This is a genomic window from Micromonospora peucetia, from assembly GCF_900091625.1.
GTDB classification, from domain to species: domain Bacteria; phylum Actinomycetota; class Actinomycetes; order Mycobacteriales; family Micromonosporaceae; genus Micromonospora; species Micromonospora peucetia.
Window position 1 is genome coordinate 5,922,715 of sequence record NZ_FMIC01000002.1, and the last position, 23,398, is coordinate 5,946,112.

General features: G+C 71.3%; 22 protein-coding genes. 10 read left to right on the forward strand and 12 right to left on the reverse strand.

What is annotated here, in order from left to right:
• Positions 1–70: 70 nt before the first annotated feature.
• The 5 genes from GA0070608_RS26710 to GA0070608_RS26730 form a co-directional block, all read right to left on the reverse strand.
• Entirely contained in the window at positions 71–1,210 is a 1,140-nt protein-coding gene (locus GA0070608_RS26710; protein ID WP_091631254.1) for a SigB/SigF/SigG family RNA polymerase sigma factor, read from the reverse strand.
• A 228-nt stretch (positions 1,211–1,438) separates the two neighbouring features.
• Complete coding sequence (locus GA0070608_RS26715; RefSeq protein ID WP_091636245.1) at positions 1,439–2,851, reverse strand: hypothetical protein; 1,413 nt, start codon at positions 2,849–2,851, stop codon at positions 1,439–1,441.
• A gap of 295 nt (positions 2,852–3,146) precedes the next feature.
• Positions 3,147–4,544, reverse strand: a complete 1,398-nt coding sequence (locus tag GA0070608_RS26720) for a WD40 repeat domain-containing protein (protein WP_091631257.1) — start codon at positions 4,542–4,544, stop codon at positions 3,147–3,149.
• A 93-nt stretch (positions 4,545–4,637) separates the two neighbouring features.
• On the reverse strand, positions 4,638–6,398 hold the full coding sequence (locus GA0070608_RS26725; protein ID WP_091636249.1) for a thiamine pyrophosphate-binding protein: 1,761 nt from the start codon (positions 6,396–6,398) through the stop codon (positions 4,638–4,640).
• Complete coding sequence (locus GA0070608_RS26730; RefSeq protein ID WP_091631259.1) at positions 6,391–7,515, reverse strand: baeRF2 domain-containing protein; 1,125 nt, start codon at positions 7,513–7,515, stop codon at positions 6,391–6,393. Before GA0070608_RS26730 ends, GA0070608_RS26725 begins: the two co-directional genes overlap by 8 nt.
• 142 nt (positions 7,516–7,657) lie before the next feature.
• Between GA0070608_RS26730 and GA0070608_RS26735 the strand changes: the two genes are divergently transcribed.
• Positions 7,658–8,206 carry a hypothetical protein gene (locus GA0070608_RS26735; protein ID WP_091636253.1) on the forward strand — a complete coding sequence of 183 codons (549 nt, stop codon included), beginning with the start codon at positions 7,658–7,660 and terminating at the stop codon, positions 8,204–8,206.
• A 273-nt stretch (positions 8,207–8,479) separates the two neighbouring features.
• Here GA0070608_RS26735 and GA0070608_RS26740 read toward each other — a convergent pair whose 3' ends face one another.
• On the reverse strand, positions 8,480–8,818 hold the full coding sequence (locus tag GA0070608_RS26740) for a DUF3817 domain-containing protein (protein WP_091631261.1): 339 nt from the start codon (positions 8,816–8,818) through the stop codon (positions 8,480–8,482).
• Positions 8,819–9,000: 182 nt separating this feature from the next.
• Here GA0070608_RS26740 and GA0070608_RS26745 point away from each other — a divergent pair, with 182 nt between their 5' ends.
• Entirely contained in the window at positions 9,001–10,479 is a 1,479-nt protein-coding gene (locus GA0070608_RS26745; protein ID WP_091636257.1) for a glutamate-cysteine ligase family protein, read from the forward strand.
• A gap of 236 nt (positions 10,480–10,715) precedes the next feature.
• On the opposite strand, the gene GA0070608_RS34055 is transcribed toward GA0070608_RS26745, so the two are convergent.
• Positions 10,716–11,165, reverse strand: a complete 450-nt coding sequence (locus GA0070608_RS34055; protein WP_141719556.1) for a GNAT family N-acetyltransferase — start codon at positions 11,163–11,165, stop codon at positions 10,716–10,718.
• Positions 11,166–11,214: 49 nt separating this feature from the next.
• On the opposite strand from GA0070608_RS34055, the gene GA0070608_RS26755 reads away from it, so the two are divergent.
• The 3 genes from GA0070608_RS26755 (at position 11,215) to GA0070608_RS32830 (ending at position 12,165) form a co-directional block, all read left to right on the forward strand.
• A complete protein-coding gene (locus GA0070608_RS26755) occupies positions 11,215–11,694 on the forward strand; it encodes a DUF2975 domain-containing protein (protein ID WP_091631264.1) in 480 nt (159 codons plus the stop codon).
• The gene (locus GA0070608_RS26760) at positions 11,694–11,900 is read left to right on the forward strand and encodes a helix-turn-helix domain-containing protein (RefSeq protein ID WP_076472788.1); all 207 of its coding nucleotides are present in this window, start codon (positions 11,694–11,696) and stop codon (positions 11,898–11,900) included. The genes GA0070608_RS26755 and GA0070608_RS26760 overlap by 1 nt, the downstream gene beginning before the upstream one ends.
• Positions 11,901–12,000: 100 nt before the next feature.
• Positions 12,001–12,165: a hypothetical protein gene (locus GA0070608_RS32830; protein ID WP_176733851.1), complete on the forward strand. Its 165-nt coding sequence runs from the start codon at positions 12,001–12,003 to the stop codon at positions 12,163–12,165.
• 104 nt (positions 12,166–12,269) lie between these two features.
• Here GA0070608_RS32830 and GA0070608_RS26765 read toward each other — a convergent pair whose 3' ends face one another.
• Positions 12,270–13,907: a pentapeptide repeat-containing protein gene (locus tag GA0070608_RS26765; RefSeq protein WP_091631267.1), complete on the reverse strand. Its 1,638-nt coding sequence runs from the start codon at positions 13,905–13,907 to the stop codon at positions 12,270–12,272.
• A 416-nt stretch (positions 13,908–14,323) separates the two neighbouring features.
• On the opposite strand from GA0070608_RS26765, the gene GA0070608_RS26770 reads away from it, so the two are divergent.
• From GA0070608_RS26770 to GA0070608_RS26785, 4 genes are all read left to right on the forward strand, one after another.
• Positions 14,324–15,322 carry a hypothetical protein gene (locus GA0070608_RS26770; RefSeq protein WP_245715960.1) on the forward strand — a complete coding sequence of 333 codons (999 nt, stop codon included), beginning with the start codon at positions 14,324–14,326 and terminating at the stop codon, positions 15,320–15,322.
• Between the two features lie 71 nt (positions 15,323–15,393).
• Positions 15,394–16,959, forward strand: a complete 1,566-nt coding sequence (locus tag GA0070608_RS26775; protein WP_091631270.1) for a class I SAM-dependent methyltransferase — start codon at positions 15,394–15,396, stop codon at positions 16,957–16,959.
• 168 nt (positions 16,960–17,127) lie between these two features.
• Complete coding sequence (locus tag GA0070608_RS26780) at positions 17,128–17,610, forward strand: cation:proton antiporter regulatory subunit (protein WP_091631272.1); 483 nt, start codon at positions 17,128–17,130, stop codon at positions 17,608–17,610.
• A gap of 93 nt (positions 17,611–17,703) precedes the next feature.
• Complete coding sequence (locus GA0070608_RS26785; RefSeq protein ID WP_218107589.1) at positions 17,704–18,051, forward strand: type I restriction enzyme subunit R domain-containing protein; 348 nt, start codon at positions 17,704–17,706, stop codon at positions 18,049–18,051.
• A gap of 209 nt (positions 18,052–18,260) precedes the next feature.
• Here GA0070608_RS26785 and GA0070608_RS26790 read toward each other — a convergent pair whose 3' ends face one another.
• The 3 genes from GA0070608_RS26790 to GA0070608_RS33705 form a co-directional block, all read right to left on the reverse strand.
• On the reverse strand, positions 18,261–18,944 hold the full coding sequence (locus tag GA0070608_RS26790; protein WP_091631275.1) for a tyrosine-protein phosphatase: 684 nt from the start codon (positions 18,942–18,944) through the stop codon (positions 18,261–18,263).
• A gap of 122 nt (positions 18,945–19,066) precedes the next feature.
• Positions 19,067–20,041 carry a trypsin-like serine peptidase gene (locus GA0070608_RS26795; protein ID WP_245716152.1) on the reverse strand — a complete coding sequence of 325 codons (975 nt, stop codon included), beginning with the start codon at positions 20,039–20,041 and terminating at the stop codon, positions 19,067–19,069.
• Positions 19,941–20,861 (reverse strand): TetR family transcriptional regulator C-terminal domain-containing protein, encoded by a 921-nt coding sequence (locus GA0070608_RS33705; RefSeq protein ID WP_141719557.1) that lies wholly within the window; start codon positions 20,859–20,861, stop codon positions 19,941–19,943. Before GA0070608_RS33705 ends, GA0070608_RS26795 begins: the two co-directional genes overlap by 101 nt.
• A 282-nt stretch (positions 20,862–21,143) precedes the next feature.
• Here GA0070608_RS33705 and GA0070608_RS32835 point away from each other — a divergent pair, with 282 nt between their 5' ends.
• Positions 21,144–21,989: a CHAP domain-containing protein gene (locus GA0070608_RS32835; protein WP_176733852.1), complete on the forward strand. Its 846-nt coding sequence runs from the start codon at positions 21,144–21,146 to the stop codon at positions 21,987–21,989.
• Positions 21,990–22,181: 192 nt separating this feature from the next.
• Here GA0070608_RS32835 and GA0070608_RS26810 read toward each other — a convergent pair whose 3' ends face one another.
• Complete coding sequence (locus GA0070608_RS26810) at positions 22,182–23,351, reverse strand: Cmx/CmrA family chloramphenicol efflux MFS transporter (RefSeq protein ID WP_091631281.1); 1,170 nt, start codon at positions 23,349–23,351, stop codon at positions 22,182–22,184.
• Positions 23,352–23,398: the final 47 nt, after the last annotated feature.

Below are 23,398 nucleotides of genomic sequence, written 5' to 3' on the forward strand. Positions count from 1 at the left end.
TACGGATCCGACGCGGTTCGGTCCGTCCCTACGGACCCCGGCCGGTTCGGTCCTCCTGGACCGGTCGTGGTCAGCTCTCGCGGGCCGGGGCCAGGCCCGCCGCGGTGAGCGAGCGGCGCACGGCCGGCTGCACCCGGGTCAGCCGCAGCGGCACCCCGGTACGGGCGGCGGCCTCGCGGCCCGCCATCAGCGCGGCGATGCCGCCGGCGTCGAAGCCGCCCGCACCGACCAGGTCGACCACCACCTCGGCGGGCTGCCCGGTGACCGCCTCCAGCATCGCCCGGCGGAGCTGGTCCGCGCCGTTCCGGTCGATGTCCCCGCCGACCTCCACGACCACCCGGTCGCCGTTGTGCCGAACCGAGATCCTCGTCTTCGCCGGCTCGGACTCGGCAGCCCCGGTCTGCCACGGCGGCGGGGCGTCGGCGAGCATCGCCTGGCGCAGCCAGGTCAACGCGCGCGACAGCAGCCGGGAGACGTGCATCTGGGAGATGCCGAACCGGGCGGCGATCTCCGCCTGGGTCTGGTTGCCGTAGAAGCGCATGGCCAGGATCCGCCGTTCCCGCCACGGCAGCCGGTGCAGCAGCCCGCTGACCGTCACCCGGTCGTCGACGGATTCCAGCGCGTTGTCGGACTCACCGACCAGGTCGCCGAACTCGGCCGAGCTCTCCCCGCCGACGGGGGCGTTCAGCGAGGCCGGGCTGTAACCGGCGGCCGACTCCAGCGCGGCGAGGATCTCCTCCTGCGGCGTCTCCAGCCGCGCCGCCAGTTCGGCGACCGTCGGGGCCCGGGACAGCTCGCTGGTCAGCGCGGCGGTCGCCTGCCCGACCTCCAGGATCAGGTCGCGCAGCCGGCGCGGCACGTGCACGCCCCAGGTGCGGTCACGGAAGTGCCGCTTGATCTCGCCGACGATGGTGATCGCCGCGTACGCGGTGAACGAACCCCGCTCCGGGTCGTACCGGTCGACGGCATTGACCAGGCCGAGGCGGGCGACCTGCTCCAGGTCCTCCAGCGGCTCGCCCCGCCCACGGTAGCGGCGGGCCAGCCGACCCGCGAAGGGCAGGGCGAAGCGGACCAGGTCGTCACGCGCCTCCTGGCACCGTTCGGGCGGAAGACCCTCGATCCGGGCCGCGTACGCCAGCGCCGCCGCGTCGAGGTCCTCCAGGCCCCGTTCGGTCGGAGGTGGTGTGGTCGTGGTGGTCTGTCCGAACATCCGCGCCTCCCTCAGGAAGGTCCCCCGCCCGGATTCAGGAAACCGGTCGTGCGCGCGCGTGGACGGACCACGCGCCGGGCCGGAAGTGGGTCACATGACTGGGATGCCAGCGGGCGACGACGCCGTGCCGAACGGCGTGATCAGGCCGTCGCAGCCAGCGGTGTTCCCGCTCCGTAGGTACTCAATCACGGGATCCCGGGTTCGCGAGGATGTTTCGAAAGGGTCGGCTCAACAGACCAGTAACCCCTGGTGGGAGCCGCTGTCGCGCAGCGTCGCGAGGACGTCGGCGACCGTCATCGGCGGCGGCGTCGGCAGGTCGTACGGCTGTGCCCGCAGCACCTCCGTCGCCCGGCGGGTGGGTACCGAGGTGACCGGGTAGCCGCGCGCCGAGGTGCGGTCCAGCGCCCGCCGGCGACGGCCGAAGCCGGCGACGGCCAGCCACTGCGGCAGCCCGGCCAGCGCCGGCGACCGCAGGCCGGGCGGCTCGGGCAGCACGTCGACCGAGCTGAACGGCTCACTTCCGGCGAGCCACCACTCCACCCCCTCCACGGTGCGCCGGGTGGCGTTCTCGCACCAGTAGGGCACCATCCCGGCCCGCACCACCTGCCACGGGTCGAGCAGCCGGCCGCACTCCACCACCAGCCGGTCACCGGTCTTGCCGGCCGCGCGCAGCCAGCGCCGGTACAGGTCGGCGGTCACGGCGCTGAGCGCCTCCGGGCGCGGCACGAGGACCCGGTGCAGCGGATGCCCCTGCCGTCCGGTCCACTCCCGCAGGCCGGCCTCGAAATCGGACTCCACGCCGTGTTCCGCCGGCCCGGGTGGCGAGGTGACCTCCGGCGGCTCCCAGTGCGCGCCGTCCCCGCCGGCCGAGCGGAGCACCTGGCGCAGGGCATGGCTGTCCGGGTGGAAGTCGACCGGGTCCAGGCCACTGGCCGGGCAGCCGACCTGGAAGCTGTGCCCCGGGGCGGAGTCGAACACCGGCCAGGTGCGGACGTCGCGCAGCAGCACCACCGGGGCGCCCGGCTCTAGCCGGTCGGCCAGGAACCGCGCGTACGCGGCCGGCAGGGAGCGCCACCGGGCCGCCAGCGACACCGTGGCGCCGGCCAGCGCGCCCCGGCTGGCGGGGCAGTGCACCTGGCGAACGTGCAGATCGGCGTTGCCGCCGAGGAGCCGGGCGGTGAGCGCGGCACCGTGGTCCAGGGCGGCCTGCGGACGGTCCACGGCGCCCTGCGCCCAGTGCGCGGTCATCTCGAACCCGGCCGGCAGCCAGGGCACGCCGAGCGCCATCGCCAGGTGCGCGACCGCGCCGTGCGGGGAGCCGATCAGGGCGCCCGGGTAGCGGCGGCGCGGGTACTGGTCGGCGAACCAGCGGGCGACCCGGCCGGCGTCGACCTCGGCCGTCTGACCAGGGGTGAGCGCCACCCGACCGACCGCCCGGAGGACCGCCGCCCGGCGTACCGGCTCGGGCGCGCCGACGAACCGCGACAGCGGTCCCGGATGTCCCGGATGCCCCAGGTCGGCGCAGTCGGTCCCGCGCAGTGCCCGCGCGGTGGCAGCCACCAGGACCCGCGCGGCGCTGCCCGCCGCCACGACCCGGTCGCCCGCCAACCCGGCACCGTCGGCCGTGAGCCCCTCGCGCACCTTGTGCACCGGCCCCACCTTGCCTCGTTCGCTCACCACGCGGCCCGGCTTCCCGCCCCGATGCGGTTCAAACGGGGCATCCCCCACCGGGCGGGATCAATCAGAAGATCCCGGGCGCCCCCGAACCCCACGCCAGCCCTCCGCGATCTTGCACTTTCCGCCCCCACGAACCGGGACAAACGCCCTATTCCAAGGGCCGAAAGTGCAAGATCGACGAGCGGGGCTCTGCTGGCAAAGGGCGGAGCCTGTCAGTTGTGACGCGTGCTGGCTAGGTTCTCCCCGGCGTGCGCCTTGCTCACCCGCTCTTTGTCCATAGTCGGACCGAGCCGTCGTAGGTGGCGCTGGCGATCACCCGCCCGGCCCTGCCGACGGCCACCGAGGTCACCGCACTTCCCGGGTGGACCAGGGTCTCCAGCCGTTCGACGCCCGCGACGTCCCACAGTTCGACCACGCCGTCGCCCCGCTCGCCGACGGCGAACCCGACGACCAGCGTCCGGCCGTCCGGCGTGAACGCCAGCGAGTTGGCCGCCTTGTCCTTCCCCTCGATCGTGGCGGTGTTCCTCCGAGACGCGACGTCCCACAGCATCACGGTCTCGGTGGCCTCGTCGTCGTTGCCACCACCAGTGGCGAGCACGTCGCCGGCGGGGTTGAAGGCGAGCGCCCGCAAGGCAGTGTTCGGTGGCAGGGTCAGGGTGCCGGCCGCCTTCCGGGTGCTGATCTTCCACAAGGTGACCCTGGTGGCGTAGATGTCCGACATGACCTGGCTCCAGTCGGTGCCGCCTCCCGCGAGGGTCCGCCCGTCCGGGCTGAAGGCAAGCGCCGTGATGGGCGTCTTCCCCAGGACGAACTCGGCGATACGCCTGCGTTTGCCGACGTCCCAAAGCTGCACGTTTCCGTCCGGCGCCTTGTCGTCCGCCGCGCCGTCGGCCCCTTCGTCACCTTCCTCACCGCCGAAGGCGAGCACCGTCCCGTCCGAGCTGAACACCACCGTGCCCGGGATGACGGTCGGGACCTGCCACTCGCCGAGCTTGGCCTGCGCGTCAACGTCCCACATGCTGAAGTGGCTGCCAGGGCACTCCTTGGAGCGGCTGTAGCCGACCACGGCCAACGTCCCGCCGTCCGGCGACAGGGCCAGGTCGGCCAGCCCACTGCAGCCGCGCAGGACGAACCTGGCCCGCGTCCCGACGTCCCAGACGATGACGGTCCCGTCATAGAAGCCGGCCGCGAGCGTCGATCCGTCCCGGCTCAGCGACACCGGGTGCGTCGTCCTCTCCTGCAACGAGTAGAGCACCTCGGCCGACCAGTGGGGACCGGTCGCCGCCGCGATCGAGTCCGAGACCCAGGTGAACAGCGGCGGCCCCGCCACCGCGCCACCGCCCGCACCCGCCGCCACCATCGCCACGACCGTCGTCGTCCTGGTCAGTGCCCGGCGATTGCGCACTCGCGGAGTCGCCCCCGCCCGAGGCTCGTCAGTGCCGCCGGACAGCCGCTCGTACGCGACCGTCGCGGCTGTCCCCACCGCCAGCAGCCCCGCCACGGCGGCGACCGACACCCAGAGCGGCAATGCCGCGAGCACCCGCTCCAGCGGTGAACTGCTCAACTCGGAGACGAGGGCGAGGGCCAGCGCACCGACGACGAACAGCAGCGCGGGAAGGATGAGCCGGCGGCGGCGACGATTCGGCGCTGCTCCCACTCGGACAATCCTAACGACCCCGTGCCTGGTTGCGAATCATCGAGTATCGATGATCGCTGCCCGTGCCACGGTGGATGCTGCGCCGACAGGCGGCTAGACGAGGTCGTCGGCCTCCACGGCCACCCCGGCGGCGAGCATCTGGTCGCGCACCCGTCGGGCGGCGTCGCCCTCGGCGAACACCTCGCGCAGGTCCGCGAACGCGGGCTCGGGCGGAGCCAGTCGCACCGTCGGGTCGACCACCGCCTCCAGCACGCAGGGCCGGTCGGCCGCCAACGCCTCGTCCCAGGCCGCCCCCACCAGCTCCGGCCGGTCGACCCGGACGCCGTGCAGACCGAGCAGACGGGCCCAACCGGCGTACGGCACGTCGGCCCGGCGGTCCGTCGGGTCGCTCGGCGTACGGCCGCCGCCCATACCGGACTGGTCCCGGTTGTTGAGCACCAGCACCACCAGCCGGGGATCGTGCCACTCCCGCCAGTGGTGCGCCACGGTGATCAGCTCGGCCAGCCCGTTCAGTTGCATCGCGCCGTCGCCGAGCAGCGCGACCACCGGCTGGTCCGGGGCGGCCAGCTTGGCCGACACGGCGTACGGCAGAGCACAGCCCACCGAGCCGAGCGTCCCGCAGAGTTGCGCGTTGACGCCCGGGGGCAGCTCCAGGTGCCGGGCGTACCAGTAGATGACCGAGCCGACGTCCACCGCCACCGCTCCAGGACGCGGAAGCCGGGTGGAGAGTTCGTGCAGCACGAGCTGCGGGTTCACCGGCTCGGCGGGGGCGGCGGCCCGGGCGGCCCGCTCGGTCCGCCACCGGGCGACCGAGCCTTCGACGGTCTTCCGCCACCGGGCGTTCGGCCGGTCGGGCACCCGGGCCAGCAGCGCCCGCAACGTCTCCTGGGCGTCGCCGACGAGCCCGACGTCCACCGGGTAGCGGGTGCCGATGCGGCGGCCGTCGATGTCCATCTGCACCGTTCGGACCTGTCCCGGCATCGGGAAGTAGTCCGTCCACGGGTTGTTCGTGCCGACCAGCAGCAGCGTGTCGCAGCCGCCCATCAGCTCGGCGGCGGCCGGGGTGCCGACCTCACCGAGCACGCCGGCGTGAAAGGGCAGCCGCTCGTCGAGCACCGGCTTGCCCAGCAGCGACGCCGCCACCCCGGCGCCGAGCCGGTCGGCGAGGGCGACGATCTCCCCGGCCGCGCCCCGGGCGCCCTGACCCACCAGGATCGCGGTGCGCTGGCCGTTGGCGAAGAGCTGGGCGGCGGCGTCCAGGTCCGCCTCGTGCGGCAGGACCCGGGCCAGTGGTTCCCCCGGCGTCGCCGAGAACACCCCGGCCGCGTGTGGTTGCAGGTCGGGCACGGCGGCCTCCTGCAACTGGCGCGGCAACACCACGCAGACCGGGCTGCGAGTGGCGGCGGCGGTGCGGAACGCCTGGTCGAGCAGGGCCGGCACCCCGTCGGGGGCCCGGCCGTACCGGACGAACTGGTTGCACACGTCGCCGAACAGCCGGCTCAGCCCGATCTCCTGGTGGGCGCCGCCGAGCGGGCCCGAGACGTCCTCGCCGACGATCGCCACCACCGGCTTGCTGTCCAGCTTGGCGTCGTAGAGGCCGTTGAGCAGCTGGACGGCGCTCGGCCCCTGGGTGGCCACGCAGACACCGATGCCGCCGGTGAACTTGGCGTGCCCGGTGGCCATGTAGGCGGCGGTCTCCTCGTGCCGGGCCGGCACGAAAGCCGGGTCCCCGCCCGAGGCGTCCAACGCCTCGACCACCGGGGCGATGGCCTCCCCGGGATAGCCGAAGACCCTCGGGACCCGCCAGGCGCGCAGTCGCTCGACCACCAGGTCGGCCACCGTACGCTCAGCCATCGCCACGCCCCGGGGTGCCCGCGTCGACGTACCGCAGCACCGCCCCGACCCCGTCGGTCAGCTCCGGCGCCTCGTCGGGGCCGAGCACGGTCAGCTCGGCGTCGGTGCCGACCAGCGCGCGCACCAGCGCGGCGTCGGCGCGGACCTTCTCCGGGTCGCGTACGGACATGGCGGCGAGCTGCCCGCGGTCGGTGGCGATCTCGGTCGGGTCCGGCCCGATCCAGAGTTCCCCGGTGGCGGACGGATCGTCGACGATGAGCATCGTCTCGACCTGGTTGCGTTGCAGGGCTGACACCACGGCGTCCAGCCCGCCGCCGACGTCCTCCTGCATGCCGAAACGGTCCAGCGCGGCGGTGATCCGCTGGTCGGCGACCTCGGCGATGGTCTGCACGGTGAGATCGTCGAGCAGGGTCTGGTCTGCGCCGCCGGCCCGGGACCCGGCGTCCGTGCGGACCAGCACGTCCTGCCAGCGAGGCGGCATCTGGGCGGCGATCATCCCGGTGGCGCGTACGTCCCCGGCGACCACCACCACCTCGGCGCCGACCTTCTCGGCCAGCTCCACCGTCGCGGCGGTGACGTCACCGGCGTTGTGGTGCCAGGCCTCCATGGCGGCGCGCTGGTACCGGGACTGTGACCAGCCGCCGGGCTGCACCCGACGCAACTGGAAGTCCTCCCGGCCGGTCACGTGGGCACGGCGTGGCACGCCGCCCGCGCTGATCGCCACGGCGTCGGCACCGGTCCGGTCGGCCAGCACCCGCACCCAGGCCACCTGCTCGCCGCGCTGCGCCAGCAGCGGCATCACGTGCGGCAACGGGGTGTACGCGGCGAAGTCCCGCAACGGCGGGGCGGAGAGGTACTCGGAGAGCACCACCCGGCCCCGGGCGCCGAAGACCGCCAGGCCGTAGTCCCCCGGCATCGGGTCGTGTCCCCGGACGAGGAGTTCGACGGCGTCGATGGTGTCCGCGTCGGCGCGCTGCTCCTGAAGTTGGTGGCGCAGCGCCCGCCAGCGCAGATCGAGTGCCGGGTGGGCGTCCTCGGTGTTGGCGGACGCGTCCAGGTACACCGAGACCCACGGTCCCGGCCGGTCGTAGAGCGGGCGCAGGAAGGACAGCTGCATGCTCGACCCCTTTCCAGCTCGGCCCCCCGCTTACCCGCGCCGCTCCGGTTGTCACCTGGCCGGCGCAAGCGCGTGACCGGGTTTCATTCATGTCATTCAACCCGGACGACCGATACCATCAGTGAACACAACCGGACTCTGGGTGGTGAAGATGGACAGCGACCTGCACATCCGACGGATCGTCCACCCGGCCGACCGGATCGTCACAGGGCGGGTCGTCCGGCTGATGGACGGCTACCCGCGCGAGGTGCGCATCGGTCAGCCGGTGCTGGTCGCGGTGCTCGTGGCGGCCGGGGTGGCGGGGCTGCTGATGACGCTTCTGCGCTCCCTGTTCTCCGCCGGTTCCGGCGCGGCCCGCAGACGGTTCAAGGACCTGAAGAAGGGTCCGGAATACCTGGTCACCCCGCTGCGGCTGCGCGACAAGGCCGGGCAACTCTGCGAGGTCGAGCTGCACGGGCACCTGCCGCAGAGTGCCCTGCACCCCGCCGACCACGTGCAGCTCACGCTGCGCCGGCAGGGCGACCCGGACCTGCCGCCGAAGATCGAGCGGATCGTGAACCTGACGACCGGCCAGCTGCTCACCCCGCGTACCGCCACCCTGTGGTCACACCTCGGGCCGCCGCTGCTGCTCCAGGCGACCCTGGGGGCGCTGCTGGTCGCCGCCCTGGTGGCCTGGTCCGCGCTGACCTGACGGCCGGCGGGTCCGCCCGGCGGGACCGCCGTGAACGAGCGGCGGGCACGGGGCCGCCGCGGTTTCCGACGGCCGGCCGGCGGGCACCGTGGGGGTCGACGACGTGCGGGTGGCCTCGATCGACTCGGGCCACCACATGGCCGAGGAGGCCCCGGCGCAGCTCGCCGCCGCACTGGCCAGTTTCCTCGCCGGCTGAGGCTGACCGCTCGGGTTCCTCGCCGGCTGACCCGCTCGGGTTCCCGCCGATCGCCCCGCCGTGGGCGGGGTGGCTGGTCAGCCGACGGGGGTCAGCGGCCGATCCGGCTCCGCGGCGGTGCGCAGCATCCCCCGCCGGGCGGCCCAGCGCTCGAAGAACAGGGTGGCGAAGGGTGGCACGGCGCAGGCCAGCGCCACGAGGGTCGGCCACAGCCGCCACCGGTGCAGCCGGGCCATCGCGAGGACCAGCAGGCCGTACGCGACGAAGAGCGCGCCGTGGATCGGGCCGAAGATCTTCACGCCGATCTCGTTGCCGGGCGGGCCGTACTTGACGGCCATGCCGATCAGCAGGGCCAACCAGGAGCAGGCCTCGGCGATCGCCGCCGCCACGAACAGCCTGGTGATCTTCTCGCGCATCGTCACTCCCCCACCGGTTGCCGCACATGCTAACCACTCCGTCGGCGGCGCCGGCCGCGCGACCGGCCGAGGCGACGAGAATCACGCGGGCCCCGCCTGGGTACGTAAGGGACCTTCAGGTCTTCCCCGGCCCGCCCCGGTCGTGCGAGGTTAGGGGAACCAACGGTGACAGGGTGGTGACCATGGGCGAGGACGTCGGCGTACGGACCTTCAGTCGCGAGGACCGGGCCAGCTATCGCGAGAAGGTCCGGCGGTGCCTGGACGTCTTCGCCGAGATGCTCCGGGAGTCCCGGTTCGACGTGGAGCGGCCGATGACCGGGCTGGAGATCGAGCTGAACCTGGTCGACGACAACTCGATGCCGGCGATGCGCAACGCCGACGTGCTGGCCGCCATCGCCGACCCGAGCTTCCAGACGGAGCTGGGCCAGTTCAACGTCGAGATCAACGTGGCGCCGCGGCGGCTGGCCGGCACCGGCACCGCCGAGTTCGAGAGGAGCGTGCGGGCCAGCCTCAACGCCGCCGAGGCCAGGGCACGGGACGTCGGCGCGCACATGGTGATGATCGGCATCCTGCCGACCCTGCGCCCGGAGCACCTGACCGCCGCGACGCTGTCGGCCAACCCGCGCTACACGCTGCTCAACGAGCAGATCTTCGCCGCCCGCGGCGAGGACCTGCGGATCGCGATCAACGGCGTGGAACGGCTCGCGGTCACCGCCGACACCATCACCCCGGAGGCGGCCTGCACGAGCACCCAGTTCCACCTCCAGGTCAGCCCGGCCCAGTTCGCCGACTACTGGAACGCCGCGCAGGTGATCGCCGGCATCCAGGTGGCCGTGGGCGCGAACTCGCCGCTGTTCTTCGGCCGGGAGCTGTGGCGCGAGACCCGCATCCCATTGTTCCAGCAGGCGACCGACACCCGGCCGGAGGAGATCAAGGCCCAGGGCGTACGCCCCCGGGTGTGGTTCGGGGAACGCTGGATCACCACGGTGTTCGACCTGTTCGAGGAGAACGTCCGCTACTTCCCGGCGCTGCTGCCGGTCTGCGACGCGGAGGACCCGGCCGAGGCCCTCGCCCGGGGGGACGTGCCGAAACTCGCCGAGCTGCGGCTACACAACGGCACCGTCTACCGCTGGAACCGTCCGGTGTACGACGTGCTGAAGGGCCGCCCGCACCTGCGGGTGGAGAACCGGGTGCTGCCGGCCGGGCCGACGGTGCTCGACACCGTGGCCAACGGCGCCTTCTACTTCGGCCTCGTCCGGGCGCTCGCCGAGGCCGACCGCCCGCTGTGGTCGCAGATGTCGTTCAGCGCGGCCGAGGAGAACTTCACCACCTGCGCCCGGTACGGCATCGACGCCCAGGTCTACTGGCCCGGCCTGGGTTACCTCCCCGTCACCGAACTGGTGCTGCGCCGGCTGCTGCCGCTGGCTCACCAGGGGCTGGACCGGTGGGGCCTGGACCCGGGCGAGCGGGACCGACTGCTCGGCATCATCGAGCAGCGCTGCCTGACCGGGCGCAACGGCGCGAGCTGGCAGGTGGAGACCCTGCACCGGCTGGAGTCCACCGACCACCTGGACCGGCCGGAGGCGCTGCGTGAGGTGGTCCGGCACTACGTGGACCTGATGCACAGCAACCGGCCGGTGCACGAGTGGCCGATCCCCTGACCGGCCCCTCACCGCGCACTACTGCCCGGCCCCTTACCGCGCACCGCTGAGATCTTGGTGCCGGTCCGTTCCTGCGCCGTCCCGCCCCCGTCCAGCAGGTTCATCACCGTTACGGCGCAACTGCCAGGCAATCTTGGACACTTGCCGTTAGCTTCGAACGGAAACTGTCCAAGATCCAGGTGGATGCAGCCGGTGGGCGGGGGCGAAGGCCTCGCCGAGGGCGGGCGGGCAGGTCGTCAGGACAGCCCCGGTCCTCTTGCGAAGGCGCCCGACACGGGCGAGTGGACCGTCCAGCCGAGCGCGGAGTAGAAGGCACGGCCGTCGTGGGTGGCGACGAGGATGCCGGTGTGCGTACCGTGCCCCGCCGCTTGGTCGCAGAGCGCGCGCATGACGACGCGTCCCAGGCCACGGCGCCGGTGCGCGGGGTCCGTGGTTGGCGTACGCGATGGCCCGGCAGGCTCACGTCGACGCGGAAGCCGCTGGGGACCGCGACCGGGGCGGGGGTGCCCCGGGAGACGTCCCAGCCGCGCCCCCCGGCCGTCATCAGCTCGGGCACGGTGTGCGGCCCGCCGGTCACGGTGGGCAGGGTGAGCGTGTCCGGCATGGATGGTCCTCTCCACCGATGACGTCGTCGCACCGCCGAGCTTATTGCGCATTCTTGGCAACAAGGGTGGAGGGTGTCGCATCTCTGCCGATCCTATTTACAGTCGATAGGTTCCGAGCGATAGTCGATGCATGGTGACAGAGCACCGAGCGGTGGCCCCGCTCAGAGTCTTTCTCGTCCTGCTCTTCGGGATCCTGGTCATGTTCCAGACCCTCTCGCTGCCCGGGCAGTTCGCGCACATGGCCGAGGAGTCCCCAGAGCAGGCCTACCTCAAATGGCCGGCGACCGCCGTCACGGTGTTCTGGGTGCTGTGCATCCAGGTCGTGATCGTGGCCACCTGGAAGTTGCTCACCCTGGTCAAGCACGACCGCATCTTCAGCAACGCCTCCCTGGCGTGGGTGAACACGATCGTGTGGGCCATCGTCGCCGCCTGGGTGGTGCTGCTGGGCGTGTTCCTCTACGTCGGTTTCCGGGCGTCCGACCCCGGGCTGCCGCTCCTGCTGTTCCTGATGCTGGTGGGGGTCGCCGTGCTGGGGTTGCTGATGGTGGTGATGCGGGCCCTGCTGCGGCAGGCCACGACACTGCGTACCGACATGGAAGCGGTGATCTGATGCCCATCGTCGTCCGCATCGACGTCCAGTTGGCGAAACGCAAGATGAGCGTCGGCGAGTTCGCCGAGCGGGTCGGGCTCACCCCGGCGAACGTGGCGGTACTGAAGAACGGTCGCGCCAAGGCTGTCCGTTTCAGCACCCTGGAAGCCATGTGCCGGGTGCTCGACTGCCAGCCCGGCGACCTGCTCGAGTGGGTCGAGGAATGAACCGTCGCGGCGCACCACAAGCCACGCACCGAGTCGATCGACCATGGCGACCCGCGCACCGGCAGGACCGGCGGCCGGCCCGGCCCCTGAAGGAGACCCCATGAAATACGTCCTCGCCCTCATCGCCCTGCTCGCCGTCGCGGTCGGCGTCGCCGGCATCGTGTACGGGGAGGCCGACGACTCCCCCGGCCTGCAACTCCTGGGCGTCGTGCTCGTCGTCGGCGCCGTCGTGTTCGGCGTACGGTCGGCCCGACGCGGCAGGTAGCGACCAGCGCGCGACAACGCACCCGCCCTCCGACGAGGCCATCGGCACACGGGGACGGGTGCCCGCCCCTCCGGATCACCAGCCGGCAGCGGTCGGCGCGGCGCTCAACTCTTCCCCGCCAGCGGGGTGTCGGGGTCGTCGACCACGGCACCGGCGTGGAACACGACGCCACCGAGGAGGTCCCGGACGCCGCGCCACCGGTCCAGCCGTGCCCCGGCGAAGGTGACGTCGCCGTGGAACGAGGCACGCCCCTCGGGACCGCCGAGCTGGAAGGCGGCTGCGGCGAAGACGCCCGCGTCGAAGCGGGTGGTCCCGTGGAACTGGGCACCCGTGAAGTCGGCGTGGCCGACCCGGCACCCGCTGAGGTCGAGGTCGACCAGCGTCGCGCCACACAGCGGCAGGTCCGTCTCCGGCCAGTGCCGCGCCCCCGCCCCGCCTGCGGTGCCGGGGGCCGGTCGCAGGCGCTCGGCGAGCAGCCGCTGGGCGTCGCGCCGCAGCTGGACCTCCCCCGCCTGGGCCGGAGTCAGCTCGCCGGCCACGTCGAACGCCAGTGGCACCCGCAGGTACGCGCACACGGCGTCGGCCACGCGCTGGCGCAGCTCCGGCCTCGCGTCACCGAGCTGGCCGAGGATCCGCAGTCCCACGCGGCGGACGTCGGGATCGCGGTCGGCGAGCTGACGGAAGTAGGGCGCGACCGACCGGTCCGCCGCGAGCACGGGGGTGCCGTCCGGCGTCGCTTTCGACGTCCAGCCGAGGGGCCAGCGGGCCGGCTCGTCGTCGCCCGCCCACCGGGCACCGTCGAGGTCGACGACAGGCTGGTCGAGGTGGACCGACCCGCCGAACAGGGCGTCCCGGAACGTCGCGACCGCGCCGAACCGCGCCTTGCAGAACCAGGCCGGGCCGTCGAAGCGGACGCCGCGGAACGACACGGCCCCGACGAAGCGGGCCCCGTCGCCGCCCTCCTCCCAGCGCTGGTAGTCGCCCGTCAGGACGGCGACGGGCCAGCCCGGGTCGTCCTCGTTCGGCTCGTCCCAGGGTGCGGGTACGACGTCCTCGACGGCGTCCCAGGCCGGATCGTCCTCCCACAGCTCCTCCTCGCCCCGCCCGAACCAGGCCATCGCGGCGAAGCCCACCCGGTCGAAGCTGGCCGGGCCCCGGAACCGGGCCCGCCCGAACACGGCGTCGGCGGCGAACCGGGCGTCGTCGAACCGGACCGTGCCGTGGAAGACGGCACGGGCGAAGACCGCGTCGCCGGTGAACCGGGCGTCGGCGAACGAGGTCGACCCGAGGAACCGGGTGTCGGCGAACCGTGCCTCGGCCAGCTCGCAGCCGCCGAAGTCGGCGTCCACGAGGGCCGCCCCGGACAGGTCCACGGCGATGCCCGGCGACGCCCCGCCCGCTCCGACAGTCTCGTCCGCCCCGGGGGCGGCGGGGCGCAGCAGCCCGACGAGCACCCGCAGGGTCTCCCGCCGCGCGTCGGCGTCCGCGCCGTCCACCGCGCTCGCTCCGACCGGGCGGCCGAGGTGACGACCGTGGCCCGCCGTGCCGTCCACAACGGGCGCGACAGCGGGTGTACGCAGGTAGGCGCAGATCGTGTCGGCCGCGTCCTGGCGCAGCACGGGGTCGGCCGCACCGAGCTCCACCAGCCGCCGCAGGGCGTCCTCCCGCACCGCGCCCGTCGCCTCCGCCACCTGCCGGACGGCGATCCGGAACGCCTCGACGCCCACCTCTCCGACCGACACGTGCCCCTCCCGACCCGGTGCGGCAGCCCGCCCACCGGAATTCGCCGCCAGGACCGTCCCGACGTGCCGGCGCAGGATAGCGGCGGGCGGTGACAGCGCCCCGACGTCATGGCGATCTCCAGGGTGTGCCGGCCCCGCGTCGCCGCTCAAGACGGCCGTTGCGAAGTTGACCGGCGCCCTGGCCGGGCAGAGCGGGCCGGGGAGATTGCGCACGATGGAAGAACCGGACCGAGGACGGCCGCCCCATGATGAAACGCGGACATCGATCCGCGCGATTCGATTGCCCACCGAAGGCGCCGCGCGGGCGGGTCCACGTCGATCGGTGGCCGACGCCGGTCGTGGGCGTCGTCGCCAGCGTCGACGCGACGCCCGCGTTCCCTCCCCACCGCTTCCCTCCCCCACTCCGAGGAGCGCATGTGACGCAGACCCACAGGTCCTCCCAGCGGCCCGACGCCCCCGTCCGGCTCGACTCCGACAGCGCGCGGATCGGGACCTCCGCGTTCGTCAACGGGCACTTCCCCCGGCGCCGCGGGCTGATCATCCTGCTCAGCGTCCTCGGCGGGTTCCTGTTGACCGTCATCTGGTCGGCGGAGTTCGTGGACCGGACCATCGGCGACAACGTCGCCAACGGTCTGCTCGGCCACGATGCCAAGGAGACGCCCATCCAGGGCATCGCGGCCGGCATCCTGTTCGCCTTCGTCTCCGGCATCGCGGGCACGTTCACCGCCTGCAACATCGCCGCCTTCGGCGCCCTGGCCCCGCTGACCGGCACCACGGGCGGCCGGTTCAGCCGCTTCGTCCAGCCGCTGAAGCCGCTGGGCTGGATGTCGGTCGGCATGGTCGCGGTGTCGGCCGCGTACGGCGCGGTCGTCGGGCTCGTCGGCACGTCGATGCCGCAGTTCTCCACCGCGCCCAACGCCCCCGGCGGGCTGTCCCCGAGGAGCATCCAGTCCATGGTGGTCTTCGGCGCGATCGGGCTCATCATGATCTATCTCGGTCTGGCCTCGCTGGGCGTCGTGCCGGACCCGTTCGCCCGGATCGCCCGGCGCTTCCCCAACGCTCCGATGGTCTTCATGGGCGCACTGATCGCCGGTTTCCTGATCGGCCGGCCCTTCGCGCTGTTCCGACAGATGTTCCGCGACGCCGCCGAGAGCGGCAACCCGCTCTACGGCGCGGCGGCCTTCACGCTCCAGTCCATCGGCAACATCGTCATCATGGCGGTGCTGTTCCTGCTGCTGGCCTGGCTCGCCGGTTCCCGCCTGCAACGCTGGTTCGCCGCCCGGCCGAGTCGCCTGGCGGTCCTGACCGCGGTCGCGTTCATCGTCGCCGGGGCCTTCACGTTCCTCTACTGGGACGTGCGGCTGCTCGCCCGCCGCGAGATCATCCCCTGGTACCCGACGGCCCCCTGGGCCTGAGCCGGGGCCCACGAGGCCGGGCATCCACCCCTGCCGCGAACCGCCCACCAGGCATCGGCTAGGAACTTGACATGCCCCGCTACCTGCTCTTTCCTGGCCGCCATCACCTGCTGACCCGCTTCCAGGCCGCATACCTTCGCCAGCTCGCGGCGCAGGGCGACGGCACTCTCGCCGACGGTGACGGCGCGTCCGGAAGCGAGGACGCCGGCGGGGCGACCGTGGTGTGGGCGGTCACCTCGGCGAACCACGAGAACACCCGGCGCAACCCGGTCCCGTACCACCGGCGGGAGGCGGCGATCGAACGGTTCAGCGTGCTCGCCGGGCTCCGGTCCGTGGTGGTACCGGTCTTCGACACCGTACCGACGGACAGGTTCGCCGAGGTGACCCTCAAGACCGTCGCGGCGTCCACCGGGTTGGAGCTGACCCCGGCGGACACCGTGGTCGCCTGCTCCACGCCGGAGGTCGCCGCGATGTACGAACGGCTGGGGTTCCGGATCGCGGGGGTGGAGGCCGACGTCGAGCCCGCACCGGTCCGGCCGTGGGACGTCCTGCTGCGGCTGGCTGACGACGACCCGTCGTGGCGTGACCTCACCCACCCGGCGACCGTCGACGTGTACCGCCGCTACCGGCTCGACCAGCTGGTCCGCTCGGTGGTGAACGACCCGGTGGTCGGCGACGAGGGCGGACTGACCACCACCCGCGACTACCGGACGTACGCCGAGGCGTTCAGCGACGCCGCGCAGCGCAAGTGGGACGCGGTGCGCGAGCACGTGCGGCCGGGGCGGATCGTCGACGTCGGCTGCGGCGCGGGCGCCGTCCTGGAACTGGCCGACCGGGAGCCGGCCCTGCGGGAGAGCGACCTGATCGGGGTCGAGGTGGCCCGGCACCTGTTCGAGGAGTGCGTCCACAAGAAGGCGCAGGGCGTGTTCACCAACCCGAACGTCTTCTTCTACCGGCGTAACGTGCTCGGCGGGGCGGTGTTCGCCCCGCGCTCGGTGGACACCACGATGACCTTCGCGCTGACCCACGAGATCTGGTCGTACGGCGAGCGGATGGCCTCGCTGCGCCGGTTCGTGCAGGCCCTCTACGACCACACCGTGCCCGGCGGGGTGTGGATCAACAGTGACGTGTGCGGGCCGGACGGCCAGGACCGGACGGTGCACCTGCGGCTGGCCACGACGGACGGCGTCAACCCGCCCCGGCCGCGTGCCGACCTGGCGGCCGTGCCGCCCGGTGAGGTGGCGGCGTACGTCGACGCGCTGTCGACCCGGGCCCGGCTGGACCAGTTCGCCGTCGACTACCGGTTCCCGTTCGCGTACCGCCCGGTGGACGGGGCGGACGGCGTGGTCGAGTTGACCCTCGGCGCGGCGATGGACTTCCTCACCCGCAAGGACTACACCGACAACTGGCTGTCGGAGACCCAGGAACAGTTCTGCGGCCTGGAGTACGCCGACTGGAAGTCGCTGCTCACCGACGTCGGCTTCGAGATCGACGCCGCGAGCGGAACGTCCCGCAACGACTGGATCGTCACCAACCGTCTCGCCCCGGTGGCCGCCCTCAGCGCCCCGGCCGGCGAGCCGCTGGACTGGCCGGTCACCCACGTGCGCCTGGTCGCCCGCCGCCCGGTCAACACCTGACGCCCCGGGTGACCGGACACCCGGCCGGTGCCGTCACCAGAGTCAAGCCCTGAACAGCCACCACGCCCAGCAGGCCCGCACCGAGCAATCGTCACGATCCCGGCTGGAGCACTAGTCTGGGCGTCAAGGTGTTCGACCGCGGCGCGTCATCCTCGGAAAGGCGGAAACGTGGACCTGGAGAGGACTCGGCTGTTCGGCGTGGGAGAGTCGTACGGTTTCACCACCGCGGCGGGCCAGCGAGGCGCCGTGATCGTGCACTTCGACGGCCGACGCGACCTCGTGCTCTACGACCCCACTGAGCCCGAACGGGCCAAGCACACGTTGACGCTGGAGGGCACGGAGCCGCGGACGATCGCCGAACTGCTCGGTCTGCCTCTGGTCATGGATCACCTGACGGAGCTGACTCCGCCGTTGGAAGGCGTCGAGACCGTACGTATGCCGGTCCCCGCCCAGTCGCCGTATGTCGGCCGCCGGATCGGTGACACGCGTGCGCGGACCCGCACCGGCGCCTCGATCGTCGCGGTGGTCCGGGGCGATCGCGTGATCCCGTCGCCGGATGTCGACTTCACCATCCAGTCCGGTGATTCGCTGGTGGTCGTCGGCGGCGGTGCCAGCCTCGTCAAACTCCGTGAGATGTTCACGAACGGCTGAGCCACCACCGCCATCGGCACGGGGTCACGCTGGTCGTCCGCCGAGGTCCGGTGCCGACCCGGTCAGCGGGTCAGGCCGACCAGCGTCGTCGTCATGAGCCGCACCGCCCGTGACCCGGAGGAGTGGAAGGAGTACACCCCGGACCGGAACGAGTTGGAGCGCATCACCGCCCGGTTCAACGACCCGGCCGACCCTCTAAAGATCATCATTGTGACGGCGAAGCTGCTTATTGGGTTCGACGCGCCGATCCTGTACGCGCAGTACCTCGACAAGCCGCTCAAGGAGCACAACCTGCTCCAGGCGATCACCCGCACCAACCGCGTCTACCCGCCGAACAAAACGCACGGGCTGATCGTCGACTACCTGGGCATCTTCGACGACGTCGCCAAGGCGTTCGCCTTCGATGAGAAGAGCGTCCAGCAGGTCATCAGCAACACGTAATGACATTGCTGACCGGATTGGGTATTTTGTTGCGTTTCCTGGGTTCGGAACCTCCGGTACTTTCGCGCTCGCCTGGGGTTCCTAGATCACGAACGGACCGCGTGGTTCGCGTGGCGGGGCTGGCCGAGGTGTTCGATGTTATCGAGAGGGTCGGGCGTTCGGCGCTCCGGTGGCCGACGGGCGTCGGTAGTAATCGCCGCGCTGCACCATCAGGTGAGCATCGTGCGTAGCGCCTCCAACTCGGCGTCGCTGGCGCCGTATGCCTTGAGGTAGCCGGAGGGGGAGCCGTGATTGCTGCGGATCCAGATCATGGCGTGGAGCAGATGAGTTGCCGTGACAGGACGGGTTCCATGCCCGCTCACTGTGTCAGCTGGCGGCCCAGTGAGGTTCAGCGCGGCGTTCGAACAGAGGAAGTCCTCGGTGATCTGCGCTTCGGAGGCATCGAGGAGGGTCTGGATGAGGGCGATGACCAGGCCAGTGCGGTCCTTGCCGGAGGCGCAGTGGATGAGGGCGGGCAGGGCACCCGGAGCGATGAGCCGCCGGATGACCGCGACCACAGCAGGGCCGGCCTGCTCGGCCATGTATGGGTACAGCGCCACCTGATCGTCTGGCCAGTACTTCTCGACGAATACCGGATGGTGGCAGGCTTCGACGTCGAGTCCCTTGCAACGATCCGGTCGCTCGGTCATCTCTGTCCTGGCACGTAAATCGATCACTGTACGTAACCGAAGATCCTTGAGTACCCGCGCACCCTCAGGCGACAGCGCATGTAGGGCACCGGAACGGTAGAGGGCTCCACGGCGTAGCGATCCCACACCGCCCGCGTCGCGAAAGTTCCGCACCCCGGGCACGTCAGCGCAGGTGACGACGGTCTTGGCCGTACGACTGATCATAGGAAATTATGGGGGCCGACCCCCGCTCACCTGCGCGAGGGCTCCCATATCGACGAGAAGCACCCGCCCCGGCCACGGGCAGAGCCCCGGCCACGGGCCGGGGCTCTGCTAATCAGGTGTCACTACGCCGGGGAGAGACCTTCCGCGAAGTCGTAGAGGCTCTTGATGTCATCGTCGAAATACGGTCCGTCGAATTGGCCGTTACCCGGATTGTCGCCGTGACTGACGACGCTGTTGATGAATCCGAGGCCATTCTGGTCGTTGTATTCCTGAAGCCAGGGACCGCCGCTGGAACCGTAGGTCATGTTGCACCACATCCGGATCTGCTGGCCGCCGGCGTGCCAGGTGCCGCTCTGGCAGTAGTGCTGGCTCTCCCCGCCGCCGAGGTTGGACGGATAGCCGAGGGCCGTCATCAGGGACACGTTGTAGCCCCAGTTCCAGCGCATGCCGTGGCCACCGACCGTATCGACGACCTTCAGGCCCCAGCTGCCGCCGTTGTGCATGATGGCGATGCCCATGTCCTCGTCCTGGCTGCTGTTGTTGATCCACGCGGTGCGGGCCGTGAGCTGGTAGGCCACGAACGTGCCGAACGGCCGTGCGCCGTCGCGGTACCGCGGCACGAACTGCCAGTTGCCGTACCACTGGCCGCCGCCGCCCTGGTGCACGCAGTGCCCCGCGGTCATGACCAGTCGCCGCTTCCCGCTGCCGACCGCGCTCGCCGAACACTGGGCGGTGCCACCGTTGGGGGTGGTGAAGTAGACCTTGCCGACGACCGCTGATTCGTTGAGCTGAATGCCGACGTCGGCGCCGCTGGCGACGCTCGGTCGCATCGGCGCGACCGAGCCCGCCGGTCCGGTCGGCTTCGGCGCCCGGCTCGGCGATTCGGTTACGCCCGCGGGCTTCGCGATGTCGAGGTCGACGGCGTTCGCCATCCGTTCCGGCGTCCAGAACGCGGCGACCTCCCTGGCGATCGCCTCGTTGGTGATCGCACGACCGTCACTGGTGCGGGCGATGGTGGTGGTGTTGCCGTTCCTTTCGGCGGTGTTCGGCTTCGCCTCGGCGACCGCCGGAGCGGTGACGACCAGCGCGAGCGCCAGGCTGGCCGCCGCAGACCAACGTAGGGTTGGTTTCAAGTGTTGCCCCCTTGTCCTGGTTGCTCCATTCGGAGCCACCGGAACGTATCGACAGATTCACTTTGATCGCAACGTAATAGAATGACAGGAAATTGACACTGACTCCTTGACGACCGGGAAAGCGAACAGCGCGGCGATAAACAAAACGTGTCCAGCTCGAACAGAAGCCTCGATATTGGCCGCGCAAATCCCACCGCCGCAAATCCGTGCTCTCGACTTGAGGACGCTCACTGTTGTCGACAAGTGGGAATTGCGATTCGGGCAGCCACGGCGTCCACAGGCGAGCCGGCGACCGCCACGAGGCGGGCCGGCCGATCCGGTCAGCGGGCCAGGCCGACCGGCACCGGCCCCGCGTGCCCACTTGCTGCCGGATCACCATGCCGTCGATCGCTTCGGCGAGGATGTCGTGGGCGAGCGGGACGATGGTGGGCGAGCCGGGGGTGAGCAGGTCCAGGCAGAGGCCGTCGAGCAGGGCGAGCAGCATCGTGGCGCAGCGCTGCCGGTCGGGGTGGCGGAGTGCTCCTTCGGACTCGATCGTGGCCAGCCAGTCGTCCACCCGGTCGCGGGCATGCTGCGTCATGGAGGCCAACAGGGTTGCCGCCTGTTCGGTGCGGGCCGGCCCGACAGCGGCGGCGTGGGCGGTGAGCCAGGCTTCCAGTTCGACGGTCTGACTGTCGTCGCCCGGCAGGAACTGCCCAAGGCACTCGGCGAGCCGCCGGCCCGGCGGGATGGTGCGGTCGCTGATTTGCAGGTCCTCCAGTTGGGCGTGGAAGGTCTGACCCACCACGGCGTCGTAGAGGTCCCGCTGGGTGGGGAAGTAGTGCCGCAGCGTGCTCGCGCCGATGCCGGCCCGGGTGGCGACGGCGCGGACGCTGAGGAGGTCGCTCAGCCCGGAACACCTGACATTCGAAACTCAACAGAGAGGCGGCATTTCTCTGCCGCGACGCAGGTGGGCAGGCCGGGGTTGCGCCGTGACGGATGGCCGGCCGACGGAAGGGCACATGCCGATTGATCAATGGCTTGTAGGGTGAGCCAGTCGTCACATACCCCCGGAAGGGAAGTGGACATGTCCAGGATCATCGTTCGCGTCCTCGGCGCCCTCGGCGCGAGCATGCTCGGCGCGACCCTCGGCGTCCTCGCGGTCACCGCGCCTGCTCAGGCGGCGTCCCGCGACGGAATCTGCGACGCTGGCGAGTTCTGTTACTACTACAACAGCAGCCACGCGGGCTCGATCTCCGACCACACCGGATCACTGGCCGACTACGGCTCGACCCAGCCGGGCTGCTACGAGTTCAAGGGGGCTGGCGGCGGCCAGGGCCTGTGCGTCAAGAACAACGCCGCTTCCGCGTGGAACCGCACCAGCAACACGGTGCGGGTCTACTACAACAGCGACTACGACGGCTCCTACGCGTACCAGGACTTCGCGCCCGGCGCGAAGACGAACCTGAACGCCACGCTGAAGAACAACAATGCCTCCCACCAGTTTCTCTCCGCCGGGGCGACCTATCCGGCCAAGGACGACTACCCGTACAAGGGCCAGGGCACGGGCATCGACCCCTGGAACTTCTACAAGGGGCAGTGCACCAGTTTCGCGGCCTGGGCGCTGCGGAGCCGGGTCGGCGTGCCCTTCCACAACCAGTACGCGGGTCAGGCACGGTGGGGTAACGCCAAGGAGTGGGTCGCCGCTGCCGGTCGCGCCGGTGTGCCGGTGCACAACAGTCCGAAGGCCGGTGACATCGCGGTCCGGCTGGGCGGCACCTACGGTCACGTCGCCTTCGTCACCAGGGTGAACTCGAACGGCACCTTCGAGGTCGACGAGTACAACTACGTCTCCGCCGACAAGTACAGCCATCGGACGGTGTCGGTGGGAACCGCCAACAGCCAGTTCTCCAAGTTCATCCGCTTCAAGTGACCTGCTGCCTCAACTGAGGAATGCGGGCACGCCAACCCGACGGGGTCGACGTGCCCGCATCGCAGGTGGCCGCCGCCGCGAGATGCGGAACCTGCGAACGGTCGAGCACCCGGTGGATCGACCTCCCGCACTGTACGGAGCGCGTTCCGGGAGTGCGATCCCACCGCACCGGCACTGCCGGGTCGGTCCCGGTCACTGGACCCTTCTACCAGTCGCGACCACGGTACGGAGCGGGGCCGCGACGAGCAGTGCGGTCGCGACGAGCAGACCGCTTGCCCACAGCGGTCCACGCTCTCCGAGGGTGGTGCTGAGGGTGGTCGCGGCGATGAGTGGCCCGACGGCGGCACCGACGTTGAGTGCCGCAGTCGCGTACGAGCCGGCCATGGTGGGTGCTCCGACCGCCTCGTACAGAACCCTCGTGATCAACGTGCTGCCCAACGCGAACGACAGCGCCCCCTGTACGAACACCAGGACGAGCAGGGCGGCCGGGTTCTCGGCCAGCACCGCCAGTGCCAGCCAGCCGATGAGCAGCAACGGACCGCCGACGGCGATGATCAGGCCTGGGCGCTGGTCGGACAGCCGTCCCGCGATGGTGACGCCGACGAGGGAACCGGCGCCGAAGAGCACCAGAACGACGGAGATCCACCACTCGCCCAGCCCGGCGGTTTCGGTCACGATCGGGGCGAGGAAGGTGAAGCTTCCGAAGGTGGCCGCGTTCACCAGCGCACCGAGCAGCATGACCAGGATCAGCCGTGGACGTCTGAGTTGTGCGAGCTCCGTTCGCAGGGCCGGTCCAACATTTTCGTCGTTCTGCCCAACGCGCGCCGGGACTCCTCTGAGGATGCCGACAGCCGCGGGCAGGCAGAGGGCGGCGACGGCCCAGAAGGTGGCCCGCCAGTCGAGCAACGTGCCGAGTACCGCTCCCCCGGGAACCCCGGCGATCGTGGCGATCGTCGTGCCTGACAGCAGCACGGCGAGCGCACGTCCCCTCCGGTCGGGAGAGACCAGCATGGTGGCAGTCGTCAGGGCCACGGCGAGGAACCCCGCGTTCGCAAGCGCCGCGACCACCCGGGTCGCGAGCAGAATCGAGAAATCCGAGGTGGTGGCACCCACGACGTGGGCTGCCAGGAACACCAGGACGAACCCGAGGAGGCTGGACCGTCGAGGCCAGTTGCGGGCGAGCCCCGCCATCAGCGGGGCACCGACGACCATTCCGACCGCGAAGGCCGAGGTGAGCAGGCCTGCCGCCCCGACGGTCACGCCGAGGTCTGAGGCGATGTCCGGCAGGAGGCCGGCGAGCATGAACTCCGAGGTGCCCATGGCGAAGACCGCCACGGCAAGCAGATACAGCGGAAGAGGCATCACGTGGCTCCGAGGTGATGAGAAAGAACGAGAAGGACCGTCTCTCA

What these genes read in the sequence shown, in the direction of transcription:
- GA0070608_RS26710 (WP_091631254.1), bottom strand. Translation starts at nt 1,210, where the DNA reads ATGTTCGGACAGACCACCACGACCACACCACCTCCGACCGAACGGGGC.
- GA0070608_RS26725 (WP_091636249.1), bottom strand. Translation starts at nt 6,398, where the DNA reads ATGGCTGAGCGTACGGTGGCCGACCTGGTGGTCGAGCGACTGCGCGCC.
- GA0070608_RS26730 (WP_091631259.1), bottom strand. Translation starts at nt 7,515, where the DNA reads ATGCAGCTGTCCTTCCTGCGCCCGCTCTACGACCGGCCGGGACCGTGG.
- GA0070608_RS26740 (WP_091631261.1), bottom strand. Translation starts at nt 8,818, where the DNA reads ATGCGCGAGAAGATCACCAGGCTGTTCGTGGCGGCGGCGATCGCCGAG.
- GA0070608_RS26745 (WP_091636257.1), top strand. Translation starts at nt 9,001, where the DNA reads ATGGGCGAGGACGTCGGCGTACGGACCTTCAGTCGCGAGGACCGGGCC.
- GA0070608_RS34055 (WP_141719556.1), bottom strand. Translation starts at nt 11,165, where the DNA reads ATGCGACACCCTCCACCCTTGTTGCCAAGAATGCGCAATAAGCTCGGC.
- GA0070608_RS26755 (WP_091631264.1), top strand. Translation starts at nt 11,215, where the DNA reads ATGGTGACAGAGCACCGAGCGGTGGCCCCGCTCAGAGTCTTTCTCGTC.
- GA0070608_RS26760 (WP_076472788.1), top strand. Translation starts at nt 11,694, where the DNA reads ATGCCCATCGTCGTCCGCATCGACGTCCAGTTGGCGAAACGCAAGATG.
- GA0070608_RS32830 (WP_176733851.1), top strand. Translation starts at nt 12,001, where the DNA reads ATGAAATACGTCCTCGCCCTCATCGCCCTGCTCGCCGTCGCGGTCGGC.
- GA0070608_RS26775 (WP_091631270.1), top strand. Translation starts at nt 15,394, where the DNA reads ATGCCCCGCTACCTGCTCTTTCCTGGCCGCCATCACCTGCTGACCCGC.
- GA0070608_RS26785 (WP_218107589.1), top strand. Translation starts at nt 17,704, where the DNA reads ATGAGCCGCACCGCCCGTGACCCGGAGGAGTGGAAGGAGTACACCCCG.
- GA0070608_RS26790 (WP_091631275.1), bottom strand. Translation starts at nt 18,944, where the DNA reads ATGATCAGTCGTACGGCCAAGACCGTCGTCACCTGCGCTGACGTGCCC.
- GA0070608_RS32835 (WP_176733852.1), top strand. Translation starts at nt 21,144, where the DNA reads ATGTCCAGGATCATCGTTCGCGTCCTCGGCGCCCTCGGCGCGAGCATG.
- GA0070608_RS26810 (WP_091631281.1), bottom strand. Translation starts at nt 23,351, where the DNA reads ATGCCTCTTCCGCTGTATCTGCTTGCCGTGGCGGTCTTCGCCATGGGC.